At 59.3% G+C, this 16,278-nt stretch carries 12 protein-coding genes; 4 read left to right on the top strand and 8 right to left on the bottom strand.

What is annotated here, in order from left to right:
- Positions 1 to 12 precede the first annotated feature (12 nt).
- The 4 genes from M0412_RS18810 (at position 13) to trxA (ending at position 7,877) form a co-directional block, all read left to right on the top strand.
- A complete protein-coding gene (locus M0412_RS18810) occupies positions 13 to 750 on the top strand; it encodes a nucleotidyltransferase family protein (protein ID WP_269700757.1) in 738 nt (245 codons plus the stop codon).
- Complete coding sequence (addB, locus tag M0412_RS18805) at positions 747 to 3,932, top strand: double-strand break repair protein AddB (protein WP_142842113.1); 3,186 nt, start codon at positions 747 to 749, stop codon at positions 3,930 to 3,932. The genes M0412_RS18810 and addB overlap by 4 nt, the downstream gene beginning before the upstream one ends.
- Positions 3,922 to 7,479 (top strand): double-strand break repair helicase AddA, encoded by a 3,558-nt coding sequence (addA, locus tag M0412_RS18800; protein ID WP_142842114.1) that lies wholly within the window; start codon positions 3,922 to 3,924, stop codon positions 7,477 to 7,479. The genes addB and addA overlap by 11 nt, the downstream gene beginning before the upstream one ends.
- A 77-nt stretch (positions 7,480 to 7,556) precedes the next feature.
- Entirely contained in the window at positions 7,557 to 7,877 is a 321-nt protein-coding gene (gene trxA, locus M0412_RS18795; protein ID WP_142842115.1) for a thioredoxin, read from the top strand.
- A gap of 46 nt (positions 7,878 to 7,923) precedes the next feature.
- On the opposite strand, the gene M0412_RS18790 is transcribed toward trxA, so the two are convergent.
- From M0412_RS18790 to M0412_RS18755, 8 genes are all read right to left on the bottom strand, one after another.
- On the bottom strand, positions 7,924 to 9,303 hold the full coding sequence (locus tag M0412_RS18790) for a folylpolyglutamate synthase/dihydrofolate synthase family protein (protein WP_193559533.1): 1,380 nt from the start codon (positions 9,301 to 9,303) through the stop codon (positions 7,924 to 7,926).
- Positions 9,304 to 9,389: 86 nt separating this feature from the next.
- Positions 9,390 to 10,286, bottom strand: coding sequence for an acetyl-CoA carboxylase, carboxyltransferase subunit beta (accD, locus tag M0412_RS18785; RefSeq protein WP_142842117.1), 897 nt, complete (start codon positions 10,284 to 10,286; stop codon positions 9,390 to 9,392).
- A 26-nt stretch (positions 10,287 to 10,312) separates the two neighbouring features.
- Positions 10,313 to 11,152 carry a tryptophan synthase subunit alpha gene (gene trpA / locus M0412_RS18780; RefSeq protein WP_269700764.1) on the bottom strand — a complete coding sequence of 280 codons (840 nt, stop codon included), beginning with the start codon at positions 11,150 to 11,152 and terminating at the stop codon, positions 10,313 to 10,315.
- 4 nt (positions 11,153 to 11,156) lie between these two features.
- Positions 11,157 to 12,377, bottom strand: coding sequence for a tryptophan synthase subunit beta (gene trpB / locus M0412_RS18775; protein WP_269700766.1), 1,221 nt, complete (start codon positions 12,375 to 12,377; stop codon positions 11,157 to 11,159).
- A 1-nt stretch (position 12,378) separates the two neighbouring features.
- Positions 12,379 to 13,041 (bottom strand): phosphoribosylanthranilate isomerase, encoded by a 663-nt coding sequence (locus M0412_RS18770; protein WP_142842120.1) that lies wholly within the window; start codon positions 13,039 to 13,041, stop codon positions 12,379 to 12,381.
- 99 nt (positions 13,042 to 13,140) lie between these two features.
- Entirely contained in the window at positions 13,141 to 13,908 is a 768-nt protein-coding gene (locus M0412_RS18765; RefSeq protein ID WP_269700768.1) for a M48 family metallopeptidase, read from the bottom strand.
- A gap of 69 nt (positions 13,909 to 13,977) precedes the next feature.
- On the bottom strand, positions 13,978 to 15,210 hold the full coding sequence (locus M0412_RS18760) for a polyhydroxyalkanoate depolymerase (protein ID WP_269700770.1): 1,233 nt from the start codon (positions 15,208 to 15,210) through the stop codon (positions 13,978 to 13,980).
- Positions 15,211 to 15,336: 126 nt separating this feature from the next.
- Complete coding sequence (locus tag M0412_RS18755) at positions 15,337 to 16,179, bottom strand: fumarylacetoacetate hydrolase family protein (RefSeq protein ID WP_269700772.1); 843 nt, start codon at positions 16,177 to 16,179, stop codon at positions 15,337 to 15,339.
- Between the last annotated feature and the right edge of the window lie 99 nt (positions 16,180 to 16,278).

Below are 16,278 nucleotides of genomic sequence, written 5' to 3'. Positions count from 1 at the left end.
CGGTTGACGACGATGACGATCAAAAACGCCATGGTGCTGGCCGCCGGGCTTGGCACGCGGATGCGCCCGATCACCGATACGATCCCGAAGCCGCTCGTCAAGATTGCCGGCAAGCCGATGATCGATTACGCGCTCGACGCGCTTGTGGAAGCCGGGGCTGAGACGATCGTCGTTAATGTGCATCACCATGCGGATCAGATGATCGCTCATCTGGAGCACCGCTCCGACGTCGAAATCCTGATTTCAGACGAGCGGGCGCAACTGATGAACTCCGGCGGCGGGCTTGCCAAGGGTCTGAAGCTGCTGGAACCCGGCCCGGTCTTCGTCATGAATGCCGATCTATTCTGGATCGGCGAGCAATTGAATGCAGTCAGCAACCTGCGCAAGCTTGCGCAATTCTTCGATCCGGAGCGCATGGATATGGTCCTGCTCTGTGTTGATATGGATCGCACCACCGGTCATAACGGCAAAAAGGATTTCAACCTTTCTGACGACGGTAAATTGGTGCGGTATTGCGATGGTGACCCAAACCCCGTGGTTTATGCCGGCGCCATTGCCATGGACTCGCGCCTGCTTGAAGATGCGCCGACGGATGCTTTCAACCTCAACATCTATTTTGACCGCGCCATTAAAAATGACCGGCTTTCCGGGATTTCGCTTGATGGGCACTGGATCACCGTCGGCACGCCCGATGCGATAGAAGACGCAGAAAACATCATCAAGCAATTCAGGGAAAAACGCTCTGCATGACCACGTCCCGCCACGAAAAGCGCGTCCTGACGATCGCTGCGGGAACACCGTTCCTCAAAACGCTCGCGGAAACGCTGTGTGACGGGACACTGACAGCCGGCTATAGATATGACCCAGCCGACCCGCTTTCACTGGCCAAGGTGACGATCTATGTGCCGACGCGACGTTCCGCCCGCGTACTGCGCTCCGAATTCGTCGACCTTCTGGGAGGCAGATCCGCCATTCTGCCGCTGATCCGACCGCTCGGCGAAACGGACGATGATAGCGGCTTTTTCGATATCGAAAATCCTGAGATCATGGATCTCGCACCACCGATTTCCGGCACCGGCCGGCTGATCGAACTGGCGCGTCTTATTCTGGCCTGGCGCAACAGCCTGCCGGACGCCATCCGGGCGATCCATTCGGATTCGCCGCTCGTTGCCCCCGCCAGCCCCGCCGATGCCATATGGCTGGCGCGTGCGCTTGGCGAGGTGATCGATGCGATGGATACGGAAGAAAAGGATTGGGAAGCGCTTCAGCATCTCGATACCGGCGAACATGCGCAATGGTGGCAGCTGACGGCGGATTTCCTGAAGATCGCCAGCGTCTTCTGGCCGGCGCGCCTTGCCGAACTCAACCGCTCCTCGGCCGGCCGGCATCGAAACGGCATATTGCGGGCCGAGGCAAACCGACTTGCCAATTTGCCGGATACGGGACCGATCATCGTGGCCGGGTCTACCGGCTCCATTCCGGCCGCAGCCGACCTCATCGCCGCCGTTGCCGCCTTGCCGCAGGGCGTCGTCGTGCTTCCGGGGCTTGATCTTGCCATGTCAGAGGAGCAATGGGAGGCAATTGCCGAAGACCCGACCGACCCTTCCAGCCGTACCCATTCGCAATACGGGCTCTATATGCTGCTGCAGAAGCTCGGCATCCTACGCGACGACGTGGATCAGATCGGAGCTATCGATAGCGATCTTGAAAAACGCGCGGCCGTTTTTTCAGCGGCGCTCGCTCCGGCCAAGTCCACCAGCGATTGGAACCGGTGGCGCGAAGACAGGGACCCCGGCTTCTTCGATGAAGCTTTTGCGGCGGCCACACTGATAGAAGCCGCCAACGAGCGCGAAGAGGCAACCGCCATCGCGGTGGCGCTCAGGCTGGCGCTGGAAGCTCCGGGTGCCGGACGTCCTTCGCAGGCCGCACTGATAACACCCGACCGCGGCTTGGCGCGGCGGGTGGCGACGGAATTGCAGCGTTTCGGCATAGAGGCCGACGATTCGGCCGGTACGCCACTTTCTGCCACACCGCGGGCCGGGCTGACACAACTGGCGCTGGAAGCGATCCTGCGGCCCGGAGACCCGGTGCCGATCATTTCGCTTCTGAAGCATCCACTCTCCCGTTTCGGGCTTTCGGAGGCGGCGTTCACACAAGCCTCAAAAGCGCTGGAACTCATAGCACTGCGTGGCGGCCGCGTCGAAACCGAAATCGGCAATCTGGAAGCGGTTCTGGAGGCGCAGCTGCTGGCGCAGCACGATGACCGGCACCCACCCGCCTGGCGGCTGGCATTGCCGGAAGGAAGCCTTGAAGCAGCCCGCGATCTGGCGCAGCGGATCGCCGTTGCAACCGAGCCGCTTGGTTCTGCCTTCGTGCGTCGGGATCAATCTGGCCGGGCCTTTACCGACAAATTACCACTCTCCCATTGGGCGGAGCGGACGGGCCGCGTGATCGAAGCCATCTGTGCGGATGAAAACAATGATCTTGCCGCGCTCTGGTCCGGTGAGGCTGGTGATACGCTTTCCGGCCTGTTCGGCGAATTGATGGAAAGCGGCGAAATCCTCGATGCGGACGGGCCTCAATGGGCTGACATATTTGCGGCGCTGGTTGCCGGGGAATCGATCAAACCGCGATCCATGCGTCATCCACGCATCTTTATCTTCGGTGCGCTCGAAGCCCGCCTGCAAAGCGTCGACACCGTCGTCATTGGCGGGCTCAATGAAGGCCTCTGGCCGGGCCAGACGGCGAATAACCCATTCTTGTCCCGCACCATGAAGACCGCTATCGGACTTGAGCCGCCGGAACGGCGCATCGGCCAGCTGGCACATGACTTTGAGATGGCCAACGGCACCCGACAAATCTTTTACACCCGGGCGTTGAGGCAGGGCTCAACGCCGGCTGTCGCTTCTCGCTGGCTGCAACGATTGCTGGCACTGGGTGGTGAGGATTTCGCCGGAGAACTGAAGAAGCGTGGCGAGACCTATCGGCATTGGGCCGGTCTGATGGATGAAAGCATCGATCAGGACGCGGCAAAGCGCCCTGCCCCCAAGCCGCCGGCTAATCTGCAGCCAACCCGTTATTCCTTCAGCGAAGTGGGACGGCTGCGCCGCGATCCCTATTCGATCTATGCGCGGCGTATCCTGAAGCTTGACCCGCTCGAGCCCTTCAACCGCGATCCAAGTGCCGCTGATCGCGGCACGCTCTATCACGCGATCATCGAGCGTTATTCGCGTGAGGGGCACATCCCCGGCACGCCGGCTTCGTTCGACGCCATGCAACGCATTCTGGACGAATGTTTCGACGCGGAAAACCTGCCGCCGCATGTGGATGTCATCTGGCGGCCACGTTTTGCGGCGGTGGCACGTGCCTTCATCGACTGGGAGAAGGAACGTCATCCATCCATTCGCCACAGCTTTTTCGAGGCACGCGCCGGCCAGGAAATAGCCGAAGCGGGGATAAGGTTGACCGGAATTGCCGACCGCATCGACATCAAGTCAAACGGTCACGCGGATATTATCGACTACAAGACCGGGCTTGCGCCTTCGGTCAATCAGGCGCGCGCGCTGCTTGACCCACAACTGGCGCTGGAAGCGGCGGCGCTGATGCGCGGAGCCTTCCGCGAAGCCGGTTCGCCCACGCCGGAAAACCTTATCTATGTGCGCCTGCGGCCGGGCGATCGTTTTTTTCCCGACCAGGTCAATAACGAACATTCCAGTCGCAGCGGCAAAAGACCGCCAAAATCGGCCATTGAACTGGCGACGGAATCGATCGAGCAACTTGCCAAATTCGTGCGCTCACTGCGCGAAGGCGAGAACGGTTTCGCCTCGCGGCTGGTGCCGGAAGAGCAACAATCCTATGGGGGGGAATATGACCATCTCGCCCGGGTTTCGGAATGGTCCACGGCGGAACCGGGAGACGGCGATGACGATTGATCCTGTCGATCACGGCCCCGCCGCCGATACACCCGAAAGCTGGATCGACTGGACCAGCGCCCGGCAGCGGCTTGCCTCCGATCCGGCAAGTTCCGCATGGGTGTCGGCCAATGCCGGCTCCGGCAAGACACATGTGTTGACGCAGCGCGTCATCCGTCTGCTTCTGGCCGGATGCCGCCCGTCGGCGATCCTGTGCCTCACCTATACCAAGGCTGCCGCGTCTGAAATGTCGAGCCGTGTCTTCGACCGGCTGGCGGAATGGGCAACTTTGCCGGATTCCGATCTCAGGGATCGCATCACAGTCATTGAAGGCAAAGTGCCAGATCGCATAAAGCTTGCCGAAGCGCGGCGGCTGTTCGCCAAGGCACTGGAAACGCCGGGCGGGCTGAAAATTCAGACCATCCACGCATTCTGCGAGGCCCTGCTGCATCAGTTTCCGCTGGAAGCCAATGTCGCCGGCCATTTCTCGGTTCTCGATGACCGCGCAGCCACTACCCTGCTGGCCGAGGCCCGCCGCTCTCTTCTGACGGCGGTTTCGACAGGAGGCGACACGGAACTGGCGCAGTCGCTTGCCTATGTGCTTGATCTCGCCGACGAAAGCGGACTGGAATCGCTGCTTTCCGCCATTATCGCCAATCGCAGCGCCCTTCGCGCCTTTCTGCTCGAGGCAAAACAATCCGGCGGCATCGATACCCGTTTGCGGCAGGCTATGCAGATCGATCATGAGGAAACCGAGGAAACGGCGGCGGCGGCCTTCTGGCCCCTGCCCGGTCTTTCCGGCCTTGCGCTCGACACCTATCTGACGCTTGCCGATGAGGTGGGCGGATCGCGCGTCATCGATGTCGCTTATGCGCTAAGGGAAGCGAAACGGCAGACGGACCCGGTGCGGCGGATGGAGTTCATCGAAGCAGCACTGCTGACGGCCAAGGGCGAGAAGAAATCGGATGCCTATGTCATCAACAAGGGCATGCAGAAATCCGCCCCCGATCTTGTGGACGCGCTAACACTGGCGCGGGATCATGTCGTTGCCTGCCGCAACCGATATCGTCTGGTGCGGATGCTGGCGGCGACGAAATGCGCGCTTGTTCTGGCCGAGAGGCTGATCGGTGATTTCGAGGATCTGAAAAAGCAGCGTAGCCAGCTCGATTTCGAAGATCTGATCGAACGCGCCGCCAATCTCCTCAACCGCGATACCGCGGGTGCCTGGGTGCATTACAAGCTGGATCAGGGCATCGACCATATTCTCGTCGACGAGGCGCAGGACACAAGCCCCGTACAATGGTCGATCATCCAGTCGCTGGCGGCGGATTTCTTCACCGGCGAAAGCGCCCGCATGGGGCGGCGCACGCTGTTTGCCGTGGGTGATGAAAAACAGTCGATCTACTCCTTTCAGGGCGCGCGGCCGGAACGGTTCTCGCAGGAGCGCGATGAGACCAAAAGGCGCGTCGATCAGGTGGAGCAGGCTTTTCACCGCATCCGCCTGCCGCTCTCTTTCCGTTCGACGGAGGACGTGCTGGCCGCTGTCGATCAGGTCTTCTCGATCCCACAAAATGCCAGCGGCCTCAGTGCCGATAACGAGCCCGTCGAACACCGCTCCAACCGCGCAGGACACCCTGGCACCGTGGAAGTGTGGGACATGGTGGCGCCGGAAACTGCCGATGACCAAGAAGACTGGACGGCGCCTTTCGATGCCTTGAGGGAAAGCGCACCCGCTACCATCGTCGCCCGCCGTATCGCTGCGCGGATCGCCGACATGATCGGAAGCGAAACTATTATTGAGAAGGGCGTGGAACGCGCCGTCGAAGCAGGCGACATTCTGGTGCTGGTGAGAAAACGCCATGCCTTCGTTAATGCGCTGACGCGGGAGTTGAAACGACGTAAAAACATTCCTGTCGCTGGCGCCGACCGTCTTCGCCTGACCGACCACATTGCCGTGCAGGATCTTCTGGCGCTTGGCCGTTTCGTGGTGCTGCCGGAGGATGATCTTTCGCTTGCCGCACTGTTAAAGAGCCCGCTCTTTAACCTGACCGAAGATGATGTCTTCGAGATCACCGCGACGCGATCCGAGACGGAGAGCGTATGGCAGCGGCTGCAGGTGCTTTCGCGGGAAGAGAACAGCCACCTTTCCGTCGTTACCGGAAAACTGCAAAGCTTCATCACGCTTTCAAGAACGGCCACCGTACATGATTTCTTCGCGGCGGTTCTGACACTGCATGATGGGCGCAAAAAATTCCTCGGGCGGCTTGGCAACGAGGCAAGCGACGTACTGGACGAGTTCCTGTCGTTTGCGCTGGACCATGAAAGAACCGGCCTGCCCGGCCTGCAAGCTTTCCTGTCCGTTCTGGAGACCGATTCGCCTGAAGTGAAGCGTGAGCAGGACAAGGACCGTGGCGAAGTGCGGATCATGACCGTGCATGCCTCCAAGGGGCTGGAAGCACCAGTCGTTTTTGTCGTCGATGGCGGTTCGAAAGCCTTCAACCACAGCCATGTGCCGAAGCTGCGCTTCATCGAAGCGGAAGGGGACGCCGTCCCGGTCTGGCTGCCCGGCAGCGGCTTTTCCAATCATCTCATTCGCTTGGATGAGGAACGCCTGAAGACGGCCGCCGAAGACGAATATCGCCGGCTGCTGTATGTGGCGATGACCCGTGCCGCCGATCATCTGGTTATCTGTGGTTATCGCGGCCAAAAAGAAAATCCCGAATGCTGGCACGCCATCGTCAAGGCAGCGCTTGCGGATAATCAGGATCACTGCCAGCCGCAGCAGTTCGCAGCCGATGGCGAAGAATGGCAGGGGCTTGTCTGGCGCAAGTCCGAAGCTCGCTCGACACCTGCGCCGCAGAGGGTGCCAGAACCGCAGCAAGATGAAGACTACGCCCTTCCGGCGGGACTTCTTGCCCCCTTGCCGGCCCTGCCTTCGCTACCGAGACCGCTCAGCCCTTCCGGTGCGGGCACCATCATCGATGACGGCGCGGACGATCTGGCCGTGCGTTCACCGCTATTTGGCGAAAAAGCCGATGCCTCCTCTCTGGCGTTGCAACGCGGCCGACTGGTGCATCGCATGCTGCAGGCCCTGCCGGATTTCGCCGAGAGCGAACGGGAAGCGGCGGCCCGGCGTTATGCGGAACGGGCGGCGCGTTTCTGGCCTCCTGCCGAGCGCGAATATTTGATACAGGCGGTTTTGCGGGTTCTGTCCGAACCGGCGGTGCAACCGGCCTTTTCCGCCAACAGCCGCGCGGAAATATCCATCATGGGCACGATGACGATTGGCCGGCAGCAATATGCCGTGTCCGGCCGTATCGACCGGCTGGCGGTGGATGGCGACCGCGTCATTCTGGTGGATTACAAAACGAACCGTGTTCCTCCACGTGAAGCCCGTGAGATCCCCTACTCCCACGTGGCCCAGCTTGCCATCTATCGGGAAATTCTGGCGTCGCTTTATCCCGGCAAGGAATTTGTCTGCGCGCTGATCTATACGGAAAATGCCAGTTTTGTGACGGTTGGCGATGATGCGATGAGAGAGGCTCTTGCCGCAATAAAGACAAAGTGAGATACCGGGGCATTGAAATTCCGACGCGCCCGCATCACATCGATAGCGGAAAAGTTTAGCTGAAAGGAGAGCCAGATATGGCTACCGTAAAAGTCGACGCCGCCAACTTCCAGTCCGAAGTCCTCGAATCCTCCGAACCCGTTGTGGTGGACTTCTGGGCCGAATGGTGTGGCCCGTGCAAGATGATCGCGCCGAGCCTTGAAGAAATCGCGTCTGAGCTTGCCGGCAAGGTCAAGGTCGCGAAACTCAACATCGACGAAAACCCGGAACTGGCCGCCAAGTTCGGCGTTCGCTCGATCCCGACGCTCGCCATGTTCAAGGGCGGCGAAGTGGCCGATATCAAGGTAGGTGCTGCACCCAAGACAGCGCTTTCCGCCTGGATTTCCGGCGCCGCATAAGCCATTTTATGGAATGAAAAAAGCCCGGCATCACTGCCGGGCTTTTTTATTGGGGGACCGTGCCGTTCAATGCAAGGGCATTTCCGGCAAGATAAAGCGATCCGCCGATCAGGATGCGCGGCGGTGGTCCTTCCGGATCGAGGCGGCGGGACAGTTCGTCCAGCGCCTCGGTAAGCGATGAGGTCGGTGCCGCGACCAGACCGGCATCAAAGGCCGCATGGGCGAGCACGACAGGATCAATCGCCGCATCCGTGCCACCGATCGGTACGGTGAAGACATATTCGGCAATATCGGCGAAAGCCTTGAAATAGCCCACGGGATCCTTGGTATTGATCATGCCGGCGATGATGAACAGCGGCCGGGGCGTCTTTTCCTCAAACCCGGCCATCGCCTCGGCAATCACTTCGCCAGCGCCGGGGTTGTGACCACCATCGACCCAGATTTCCGCATCCTTCGGAGCCATCTCGGCAATCTTGCCGGTCTGAATGCGTTGCAGACGACCGGGCCATTCTACGGAGGTCATGGCCTTTTCGATCATCCGTTCCGTCACTTCGAAACCGGCGGCCTTAACGGCGCGGATCGCGGCGGCGGCATTAGCAAGCTGGTGGCGGCCGGGAAGCCGCGGCAGCGGCGCATCGGTCAGGCCATATTCATCCTGATAGACCATGCGGCCGAATTCTTCATGGGCGGAAAAATCCTGACCATAGACCGATGCCGGGCAACCCAGGCGTTCGGCCGTGGCAACAAGAGTTTCCAGAGCCGCATCATATTCCTGATGGCCGATGATAACGGGGGAACCGGGCTTCATGATGCCCGCCTTTTCGGCGGCGATCAGCTCCACACGGTCGCCGAGATAGGCCTGGTGGTCCAGCGAGATCGGCATGATGACCGACACGGCAGGATTGTTGATTACATTGGTCGCATCAAAGCGCCCGCCGAGACCAACCTCGACAACGGCGGCATCGGCAGGCTGTTCCGCAAAGAGCACGAACATCGCGGCGGTCAGGATTTCGAAAACCGTTATCATCTGGCCGCCATTGGCAGCTTCAATACGGCGAAGCGCATCCGCAAAGACCTCGTCCTCGACATACCGGCCCTTATCGCCGGGAACGCCGATGCGATAGCGTTCATGCCAGTTTACGAGATGCGGAGAGGTATGGACGTGGACGGAAAGGCCTGCGGCCTCCAGCAAAGCACGACAAAAGGCGGTGACCGAACCCTTGCCGTTGGTGCCCGCCACATGAATAACGGGCGGCATCCTCTTCTGGGGATTGCCGAGTTTTTCGAGAAGACGGGAAATTCTGTCGAGTGAAAGATCAAAACCCTTGGGGTGGAGCTGCATCAGCTCTTCAATGATCTTCTCTGCCTCACTAATCGCGGGCTTCGTCATGTCTTCTGTTCGCCTTTCAGGCGTTTTGCTTGCCATTTGTCCGCCGCACCAAAGATGAAATCATGCAACGTATAGCATCATCCCGAAGGCCGTTCAGGCCTTCGGGCGACATATTTTTTTGCTCAGGCCGAAGCGGCCAGCGGTACGACAGCGTTTGCGTTGTCAGCAGGCGCCTTGGTCATGATCTTAAGCAGATTGGCCAGCGTATCCGGGATTTCGCGACGGTCGATCACCATGTCCACCATGCCGTGTTCCAGAAGATACTCGGATGTCTGGAAACCTTCCGGCAACTTTTCACGAATGGTCTGCTCGATCACACGCTTGCCGGCAAAGCAGATTTCCGCACCCGGCTCGGCGATATGAACATCGCCCAGCATAGCGTAGGAAGCGGTCACGCCACCGGTCGTCGGGTTCGTCAGAACCACGATATAGGGCATGCCGGCTTCTTTCAGCATGTTCACTGCAACGGTCGTGCGCGGCAGCTGCATCAGCGAAAGAATGCCTTCCTGCATGCGGGCACCGCCGGAGGCCGGGAACATGACGAGCGGGCAACGCTCGGAAATGGCGCGCTCGAATGCCTTGACGATGGCTTCGCCGGCGGCAATGCCCAAGGAGCCGCCCATGAACTGGAATTCATGCACGACGGCAACGATCTTCAGGCCTCTCAGGAGGCCGACGCCAGCAAGGATCGTGTCTTCCTGCTCGGTCTTCGTGCGGCTGTCACGCAGGCGATCGGTGTATTTCTTGGAATCGCGGAACTTCAATGGGTCCTGCGCCACCTTTGGCTGCGGCAGAGCCTCATAGACACCGCCATCGAAAAGATCGACGAGACGCGCCTTTGCCGGCATCTTCATGTGATAGCCCGAGGCCGGGATAACCCACTTGTTATCCTCGAGATCCTTATGGAAGACCATCTCACCCGTTTCCGGGCATTTGATCCACAGGTTCTCCGGAACCTCCGGACGGCGGCCAAGCATGGAATTGATCCGGGGCCGAACGTAATTGGTGATCCAGTTCAATCAATTACTCCTTGACTGAGCCGCGCTTATTCCGCAACGGCAAGGCGCGACGCACGCACGCCCGTTGAAAGTCCCTTTACCAGCGTCGTAACGGCTGGCACGGTATCTGCGGTCGCCTTCCCGTCCTTGGTCAGGCTGCCGGCAATCTGGTTGACGATGGCCGAACCGACCACCACACCATCCGCCACGGCGCCGATTGCTTTCGCATGATCGGCCGTCTTGACACCAAAACCGACACAGACCGGCAGTTCCGTATGCGCCTTGATACGACCGACCGCGCCTGAGATCAACGAGGGATCGGGCAGCGCGGAACCGGTAATACCGTTCATCGAGACATAATAAACGAAACCTGAGGTATTTTTAAGAACGGCAGGCAGACGCTTGCCATCCGTCGTCGGGGTCGCGAGGCGGATGAAATTCACACCCCGCTCAAGAGCCGGAACGCAAAGCTCATCATCCATTTCCGGCGGCAGATCGACCACGATCAGACCGTCGACGCCAGCTGCCAGCGCATCTTCCAGAAACTTGTCGACACCGTAAATATAGATCGGGTTATAATATCCCATCATCACGATCGGCGTTGCATCGTCACCTTTGCGGAACTCACGTGCGAGATCGAGCGTGGTTTTCAGCGTCTGGCCACCCTTCAGCGCCCGCTGTCCGGCCAGCTGGATAGCCGGGCCGTCCGCCATCGGATCAGAAAACGGCATGCCGAGTTCGATGATATCGGCACCTGCTTCCGGCAGCGCCTTCATGATGCCGAGCGAGGTTTCGAAATCCGGGTCGCCACCCATGAAATAGGTGATCAGGGCCGGGCGATTTTCAACGCGCAGATCGGCGAAGCGCTTGTCCATACGTGCAGTCATGATCTTATACATCCATTCCAAGGAACTTGCTGACGGTGTGGACATCCTTGTCGCCGCGACCGGAAAGGTTCATCAGGATGATCTCATCCTTGTCCATCTTCGGTGCGCGCTTGATGACCTCGGCCAATGCGTGGCTCGGCTCCAGTGCCGGAATGATGCCTTCGAGGCGGGTCAGCATCTGGAAGGCGTCCAGCGCTTCATGGTCCATGATCGGCACATATTCGACGCGGCCGATATCGTTCAACCAGGAATGTTCAGGGCCGATGCCGGGATAATCCAGACCGGCGGAAATGGAGTGGCCTTCCTTGATCTGGCCGTCCTCATCCTGCAGCAGATAGGTGCGGTTGCCGTGCAGAACACCCGGCGAACCGGCGGTGATCGATGCACAGTGCTCGTCGCCTGAAAGACCCTTGCCACCGGCTTCAACGCCGACGATGCGGACGTTCTCGTCATCGAGGAACGGGTGGAAAATACCGATAGCATTCGAGCCGCCGCCGACAGCCGCCACGACAAGATCCGGCAGGCGGCCTTCCGCCTCCTGCATCTGCACCTTGGCTTCCTCGCCGATGACGGCCTGGAAATCACGGACCATTTCCGGATAGGGGTGCGGGCCGGCAGCAGTGCCGATCAGATAATAGGTATCATCGACATTGGTGACCCAGTCGCGCAGCGCCTCGTTCATGGCGTCCTTCAGGGTGCCGTGGCCAGCCGTTACCGGCTTCACTTCAGCACCGAGAAGCTTCATGCGGAAAACATTCGGGGCCTGACGGGCAACATCGGTCGCGCCCATATAAACCACGCAAGGCAGGCCGAAGCGGGCGGCGACGGTGGCCGAGGCAACCCCGTGCTGGCCGGCACCGGTTTCGGCGATGATGCGGGTCTTGCCCATGCGCTTGGCAAGCAGGATCTGGCCGAGGCAATTGTTGATCTTGTGCGAGCCGGTGTGGTTCAGCTCTTCGCGCTTGAAATAAATCTTCGCGCCGCCGAGTTCCGCCGTCAGGCGCTCCGCGAAATAAAGCGGGCTCGGACGACCGGTGTAATGAGCGCCGAGATATTTCAGCTGCGCCTGAAATTCGGGATCGTTCTTGGCCTTGTCCCACTCCGCCTGCAAATCCAGAATAAGCGGCATCAGCGTTTCGGCAACGAAGCGGCCTCCGTAAATGCCAAAACGGCCGTCCTCATCGGGACCAGCGCGGAAAGAATTGGGTGTTGGCGCGTCGTTCACTTCAAGCTCCCTTTGGGCCTTTCGACCAATCATTCACCACATCGAAAAATGCATCGATCATGGCCAGATCCTTGACGCCCGGTGCGCTTTCGACGCCGGACGATAAATCTAATCCGCTTGCCCTGGTTTCCGCCAGGGCTTCCGCGACATTGTCCTTGTTCAGCCCCCCGGAAAGCATGTAATCAATACTTCCGTCAAGAGAGCGCAGGATGGTCCAGTCGAAGGAAACACCATTACCGCCCGGCAGGTCGGAACCGGCGGGCGCCTTGGCATCCAGCAGGAAACGGTCGGCTATACCGATATAAGGGTCGATTTTGGCAAGATCAGCGGCATCACGAATGGAAATGGCCTTCATGACAGGCAGGCCATACAACGCCTTGATGTTCAGCAGTCGCTCCGGGCTTTCGCTACCGTGCAATTGCAGGATATCCGGTTTTACGAGATCGACGATCTCATCGAGATAATCATTATCAGCATTGACGGTGACGGCGACAACCTTGGCGGCGCCACGGACATCATCCGCGAGCCTGCCTGCGATATCGGGCTCGATGTTGCGCGGGCTTTTTTCAAAGAAGATAAAACCGACATGGGACGCGCCGCGCCTGACGGCGCGCTCCAGCGCTTCCGGTGTCTTCAATCCGCAAATCTTGATATCCGGTTTCATACCCGCGACCTGACATGAAATGCGACGAGAGTCGAGCCAAATCGCATTCGTCTATGGAATGTTTCACGTGAATCCAGATGGCGATCCGCACCTCAAGTTTCAATCGAAATCGATGGCGTGCAGTTTAGAGCCGTGGCGCTTCAGCCAGCCCTTGGCTTCTTCTGTGTGCGGGCAAAGCTTTTCACATAGAGCCCAGAATTTCGGGCCGTGGTTCATTTCCCTGAGATGAGCGACCTCGTGGGCGGCGAGATAATCGATGACCTTTTCCGGGGCCATGACGATGCGCCAGGAGAAACTCAGATTTCCATCATGAGAGCACGAGCCCCAGCGACTGCGGGTATCCTTCATGCTGATCGACCGCACCGGCCGGCCCGCCGCGGTCGCATGGACCGCAACCAGCCTTTCCAGATCAGCCTTCGCTTCTTTTTTCAGGAAAGTTGCGATCCGCCGTCTCAGATGTTCCGGCGCACCGCTGACTTTCAGAATGGCCGCGCCGTCTGCGTCTTCAGCAACATGGGTCAGGCCGCGCAGGCTACCGGTGTGCTCTATGCGATGGGGTATGCCGCGAATATCGATGGCCGCGCCGGGATGCAGACCGTCATCGGGGCTGAATTTCAGAAGCTTGCCTTCCAGCCAGCCTTGATGCCTTTCGAGAAAATCATCAACCTGGCCGTGGTGGAGTCCCATCGGGATCGTCAGCTTCAGCGCCCGGCCACCGGGTTCAATACGCAGGGTAATGCGGGTGGCACGTGGGTTTTCCCTTACCGTGATCGGCACCTGTCTGCCCGCCACGGCGACAGTGCGCTGGCTGGGTGCGGTCTTTTTGGCTGCCGGCGATTTCACGGATTTTCCGAAGAGCGAAAACATGCGCTGTTCATAGCCGATTCGCCGCCGGTTTGGCCATGCAAATGCGCGGCACCGCCTGCGGTCTCACCCCTATGCGGTCTGGTGTTTGCGGATGAAATCCATCATGCGCGGCACAATTTCCTTGCGGAACCGCGAACCGTTGAACACGCCGTAGTGGCCGACATCGGGTTGCATATAGTGCGCGCGTTTTTCATCGGGGATGTTCCGGCAAAGATCATGGGCGGCCTTTGTCTGGCCGACGCCGGAGATATCGTCATTCTCACCTTCCACGGTGAACAATGCGACATTGCGAATGGCGGCGGGATCAACCACCCTGCCCCGGTGCTGCATATTTCCCTTGGGAAGCGCATGGTCAATGAAGACGGTTTCCACCGTCTGCAGATAAAACTCCGCCGTCAAATCCATGACTGCCAGATATTCATCGTAAAATTCGCGATGTTTTTCGGCGGAATCGCCGTCATTCTTGACGAGGTTGAGGTAAAAATCCTTGTGCGCCGTCATGTGCTTGTCGAGGTTCATGGACATGAAACCGGACAGTTGCAGGAAGCCGGGATAGACATTTCTGCCAAAGGCAGGCTGCGGCCACGGCACCTGCATGACGACGTTGTCGCGGAACCATTCAATCGGCTTGGCTTTGGCGAGACCATTGACGGCGGTGGGATTGATGCGCGTATCGATTGGCCCGCCCATCAACGTCATGGATGCCGGCGCAAAACGATCTCCATCCGCTTCCATCAGGGAAACGGCGGCCAGCACCGGCACGGATGGCTGACAGACGGCGACTACATGCGCGCCCGGGCCGATCTGTTGCAACATCTCAATGACATAGCTGATGTAATCGTCGAGATCGAAAGTCCCCTCACTCACCGGCACGGTGCGGGCATCGGTCCAATCGGTGATGTAGATATCCGCTGAAGGTAACAGGGCCTCTACTGTTCCGCGCAGCAGGGTGGCGTAGTGACCGGACATCGGCGCCACCAGCAGAACCTTCGGATCGAACTGACGGGCCGCATCAAGTTCCCTACTGAAATGAACGAGATTACAGAACGGACGCGACCATACAATCTCTTCGGCGACGGTGACGCTATGGCCATCAACGATCGTGCTGCCAAGACCAAATTCGGGCTTGACGTAACGTCGGGTCAGTCGCTCGAACACCTCGAAACCGGCATCGAGGCTACGGCCGAAGGCAGTGCTGGAAAGCGGGTTCAGCGGATTGTTGCAAGCCTGGCGCATCATGTCGGCACCGGCGCGCAGCGGCATCATGGCCGCATGATTCATTTCATAAAGATGGTAGAACACTGATGACGCCTCCCTCGCGGATCAAGCTCTTTTTTTGACCATAGCAGCTTTTCGCATGTGCACAAAATCGAAGGCGCCGGCAGTTTCCCGCCGACGCCTCAATTTCAGTTGAATGTCCGGCGGCAATCAGATGTCGGCGACAAACGTCTGCTTCTGGGAACCGAGGGCCTCGATGCCGAGTTCCACGACATCGCCAGCCTTCAGATAACGCGGCGGCTTTTGACCCATGCCGACGCCCGGAGGCGTGCCGGTGGAAATGACATCGCCGGGATGCAGCGACATGAACTGGCTGAGATAGGAAACCACATGGGCCACACCATAAACCATGGTCTTGCTGGAGCCGTCCTGCATGGTCTGGCCATTCACCTTCAGCCACATGCCGAGGTTCTGCGGATCCGTAACTTCGTCCTTCGTCACCAGCCATGGGCCGATCGGGCCGAAGGTGTCGCAGGACTTGCCCTTGGTCCACTGCCCGGCACGCTCCGTCTGGAAGGCGCGCTCGGAAACATCGTGGGAAACGCAATAACCAGCGACATAATCGAGGGCATCAGCTTCAGAGACATATTTCGCGGTCTTGCCGATGACGACACCAAGCTCGACTTCCCAGTCGGTCTTTTCGGAGCCGCGCGGAATGGTAACGTCATCGTTCGGGCCGACGATGGCCGAGGTCGCCTTCATGAAAATGACAGGCTCCGGCGGTACGGTCGCACCTGTTTCGGCGGCATGGTCGGAGAAATTAAGGCCGATGCAGATGAACTTTCCGGTTCCCGCAACGCAGGCGCCGATACGCTCTTCGTTCAGAACCGGCAGCGTGGCATGATCAATGGCAGCAATCTTCTTGAGGCCTTCGGGAGAGATGGCGTCGCCGCCGATATCCTTCACGTGGGCGGACAGATCGCGGACTTTTCCTTCCGCGTCGAGAATGGCAGGCTTTTCCTGGCCGGGTTGGCCAACGCGCATCAATTTCATGGAACTCTCTCCCGGTTGTCAGACAAGATGATGCATATATGAACGATGCATTCATCCTTGTCACCCCTTGACTGCGGCAAGTTTCGAAAAATACCTTTT

The organism is Agrobacterium sp. O3.4, assembly GCF_041414895.1.
Lineage (GTDB): Bacteria > Pseudomonadota > Alphaproteobacteria > Rhizobiales > Rhizobiaceae > Agrobacterium > Agrobacterium cucumeris.
The sequence above is the reverse complement of the archived record's forward strand: the minus strand, read 5'-3'. Positions and strand labels throughout refer to the sequence as shown.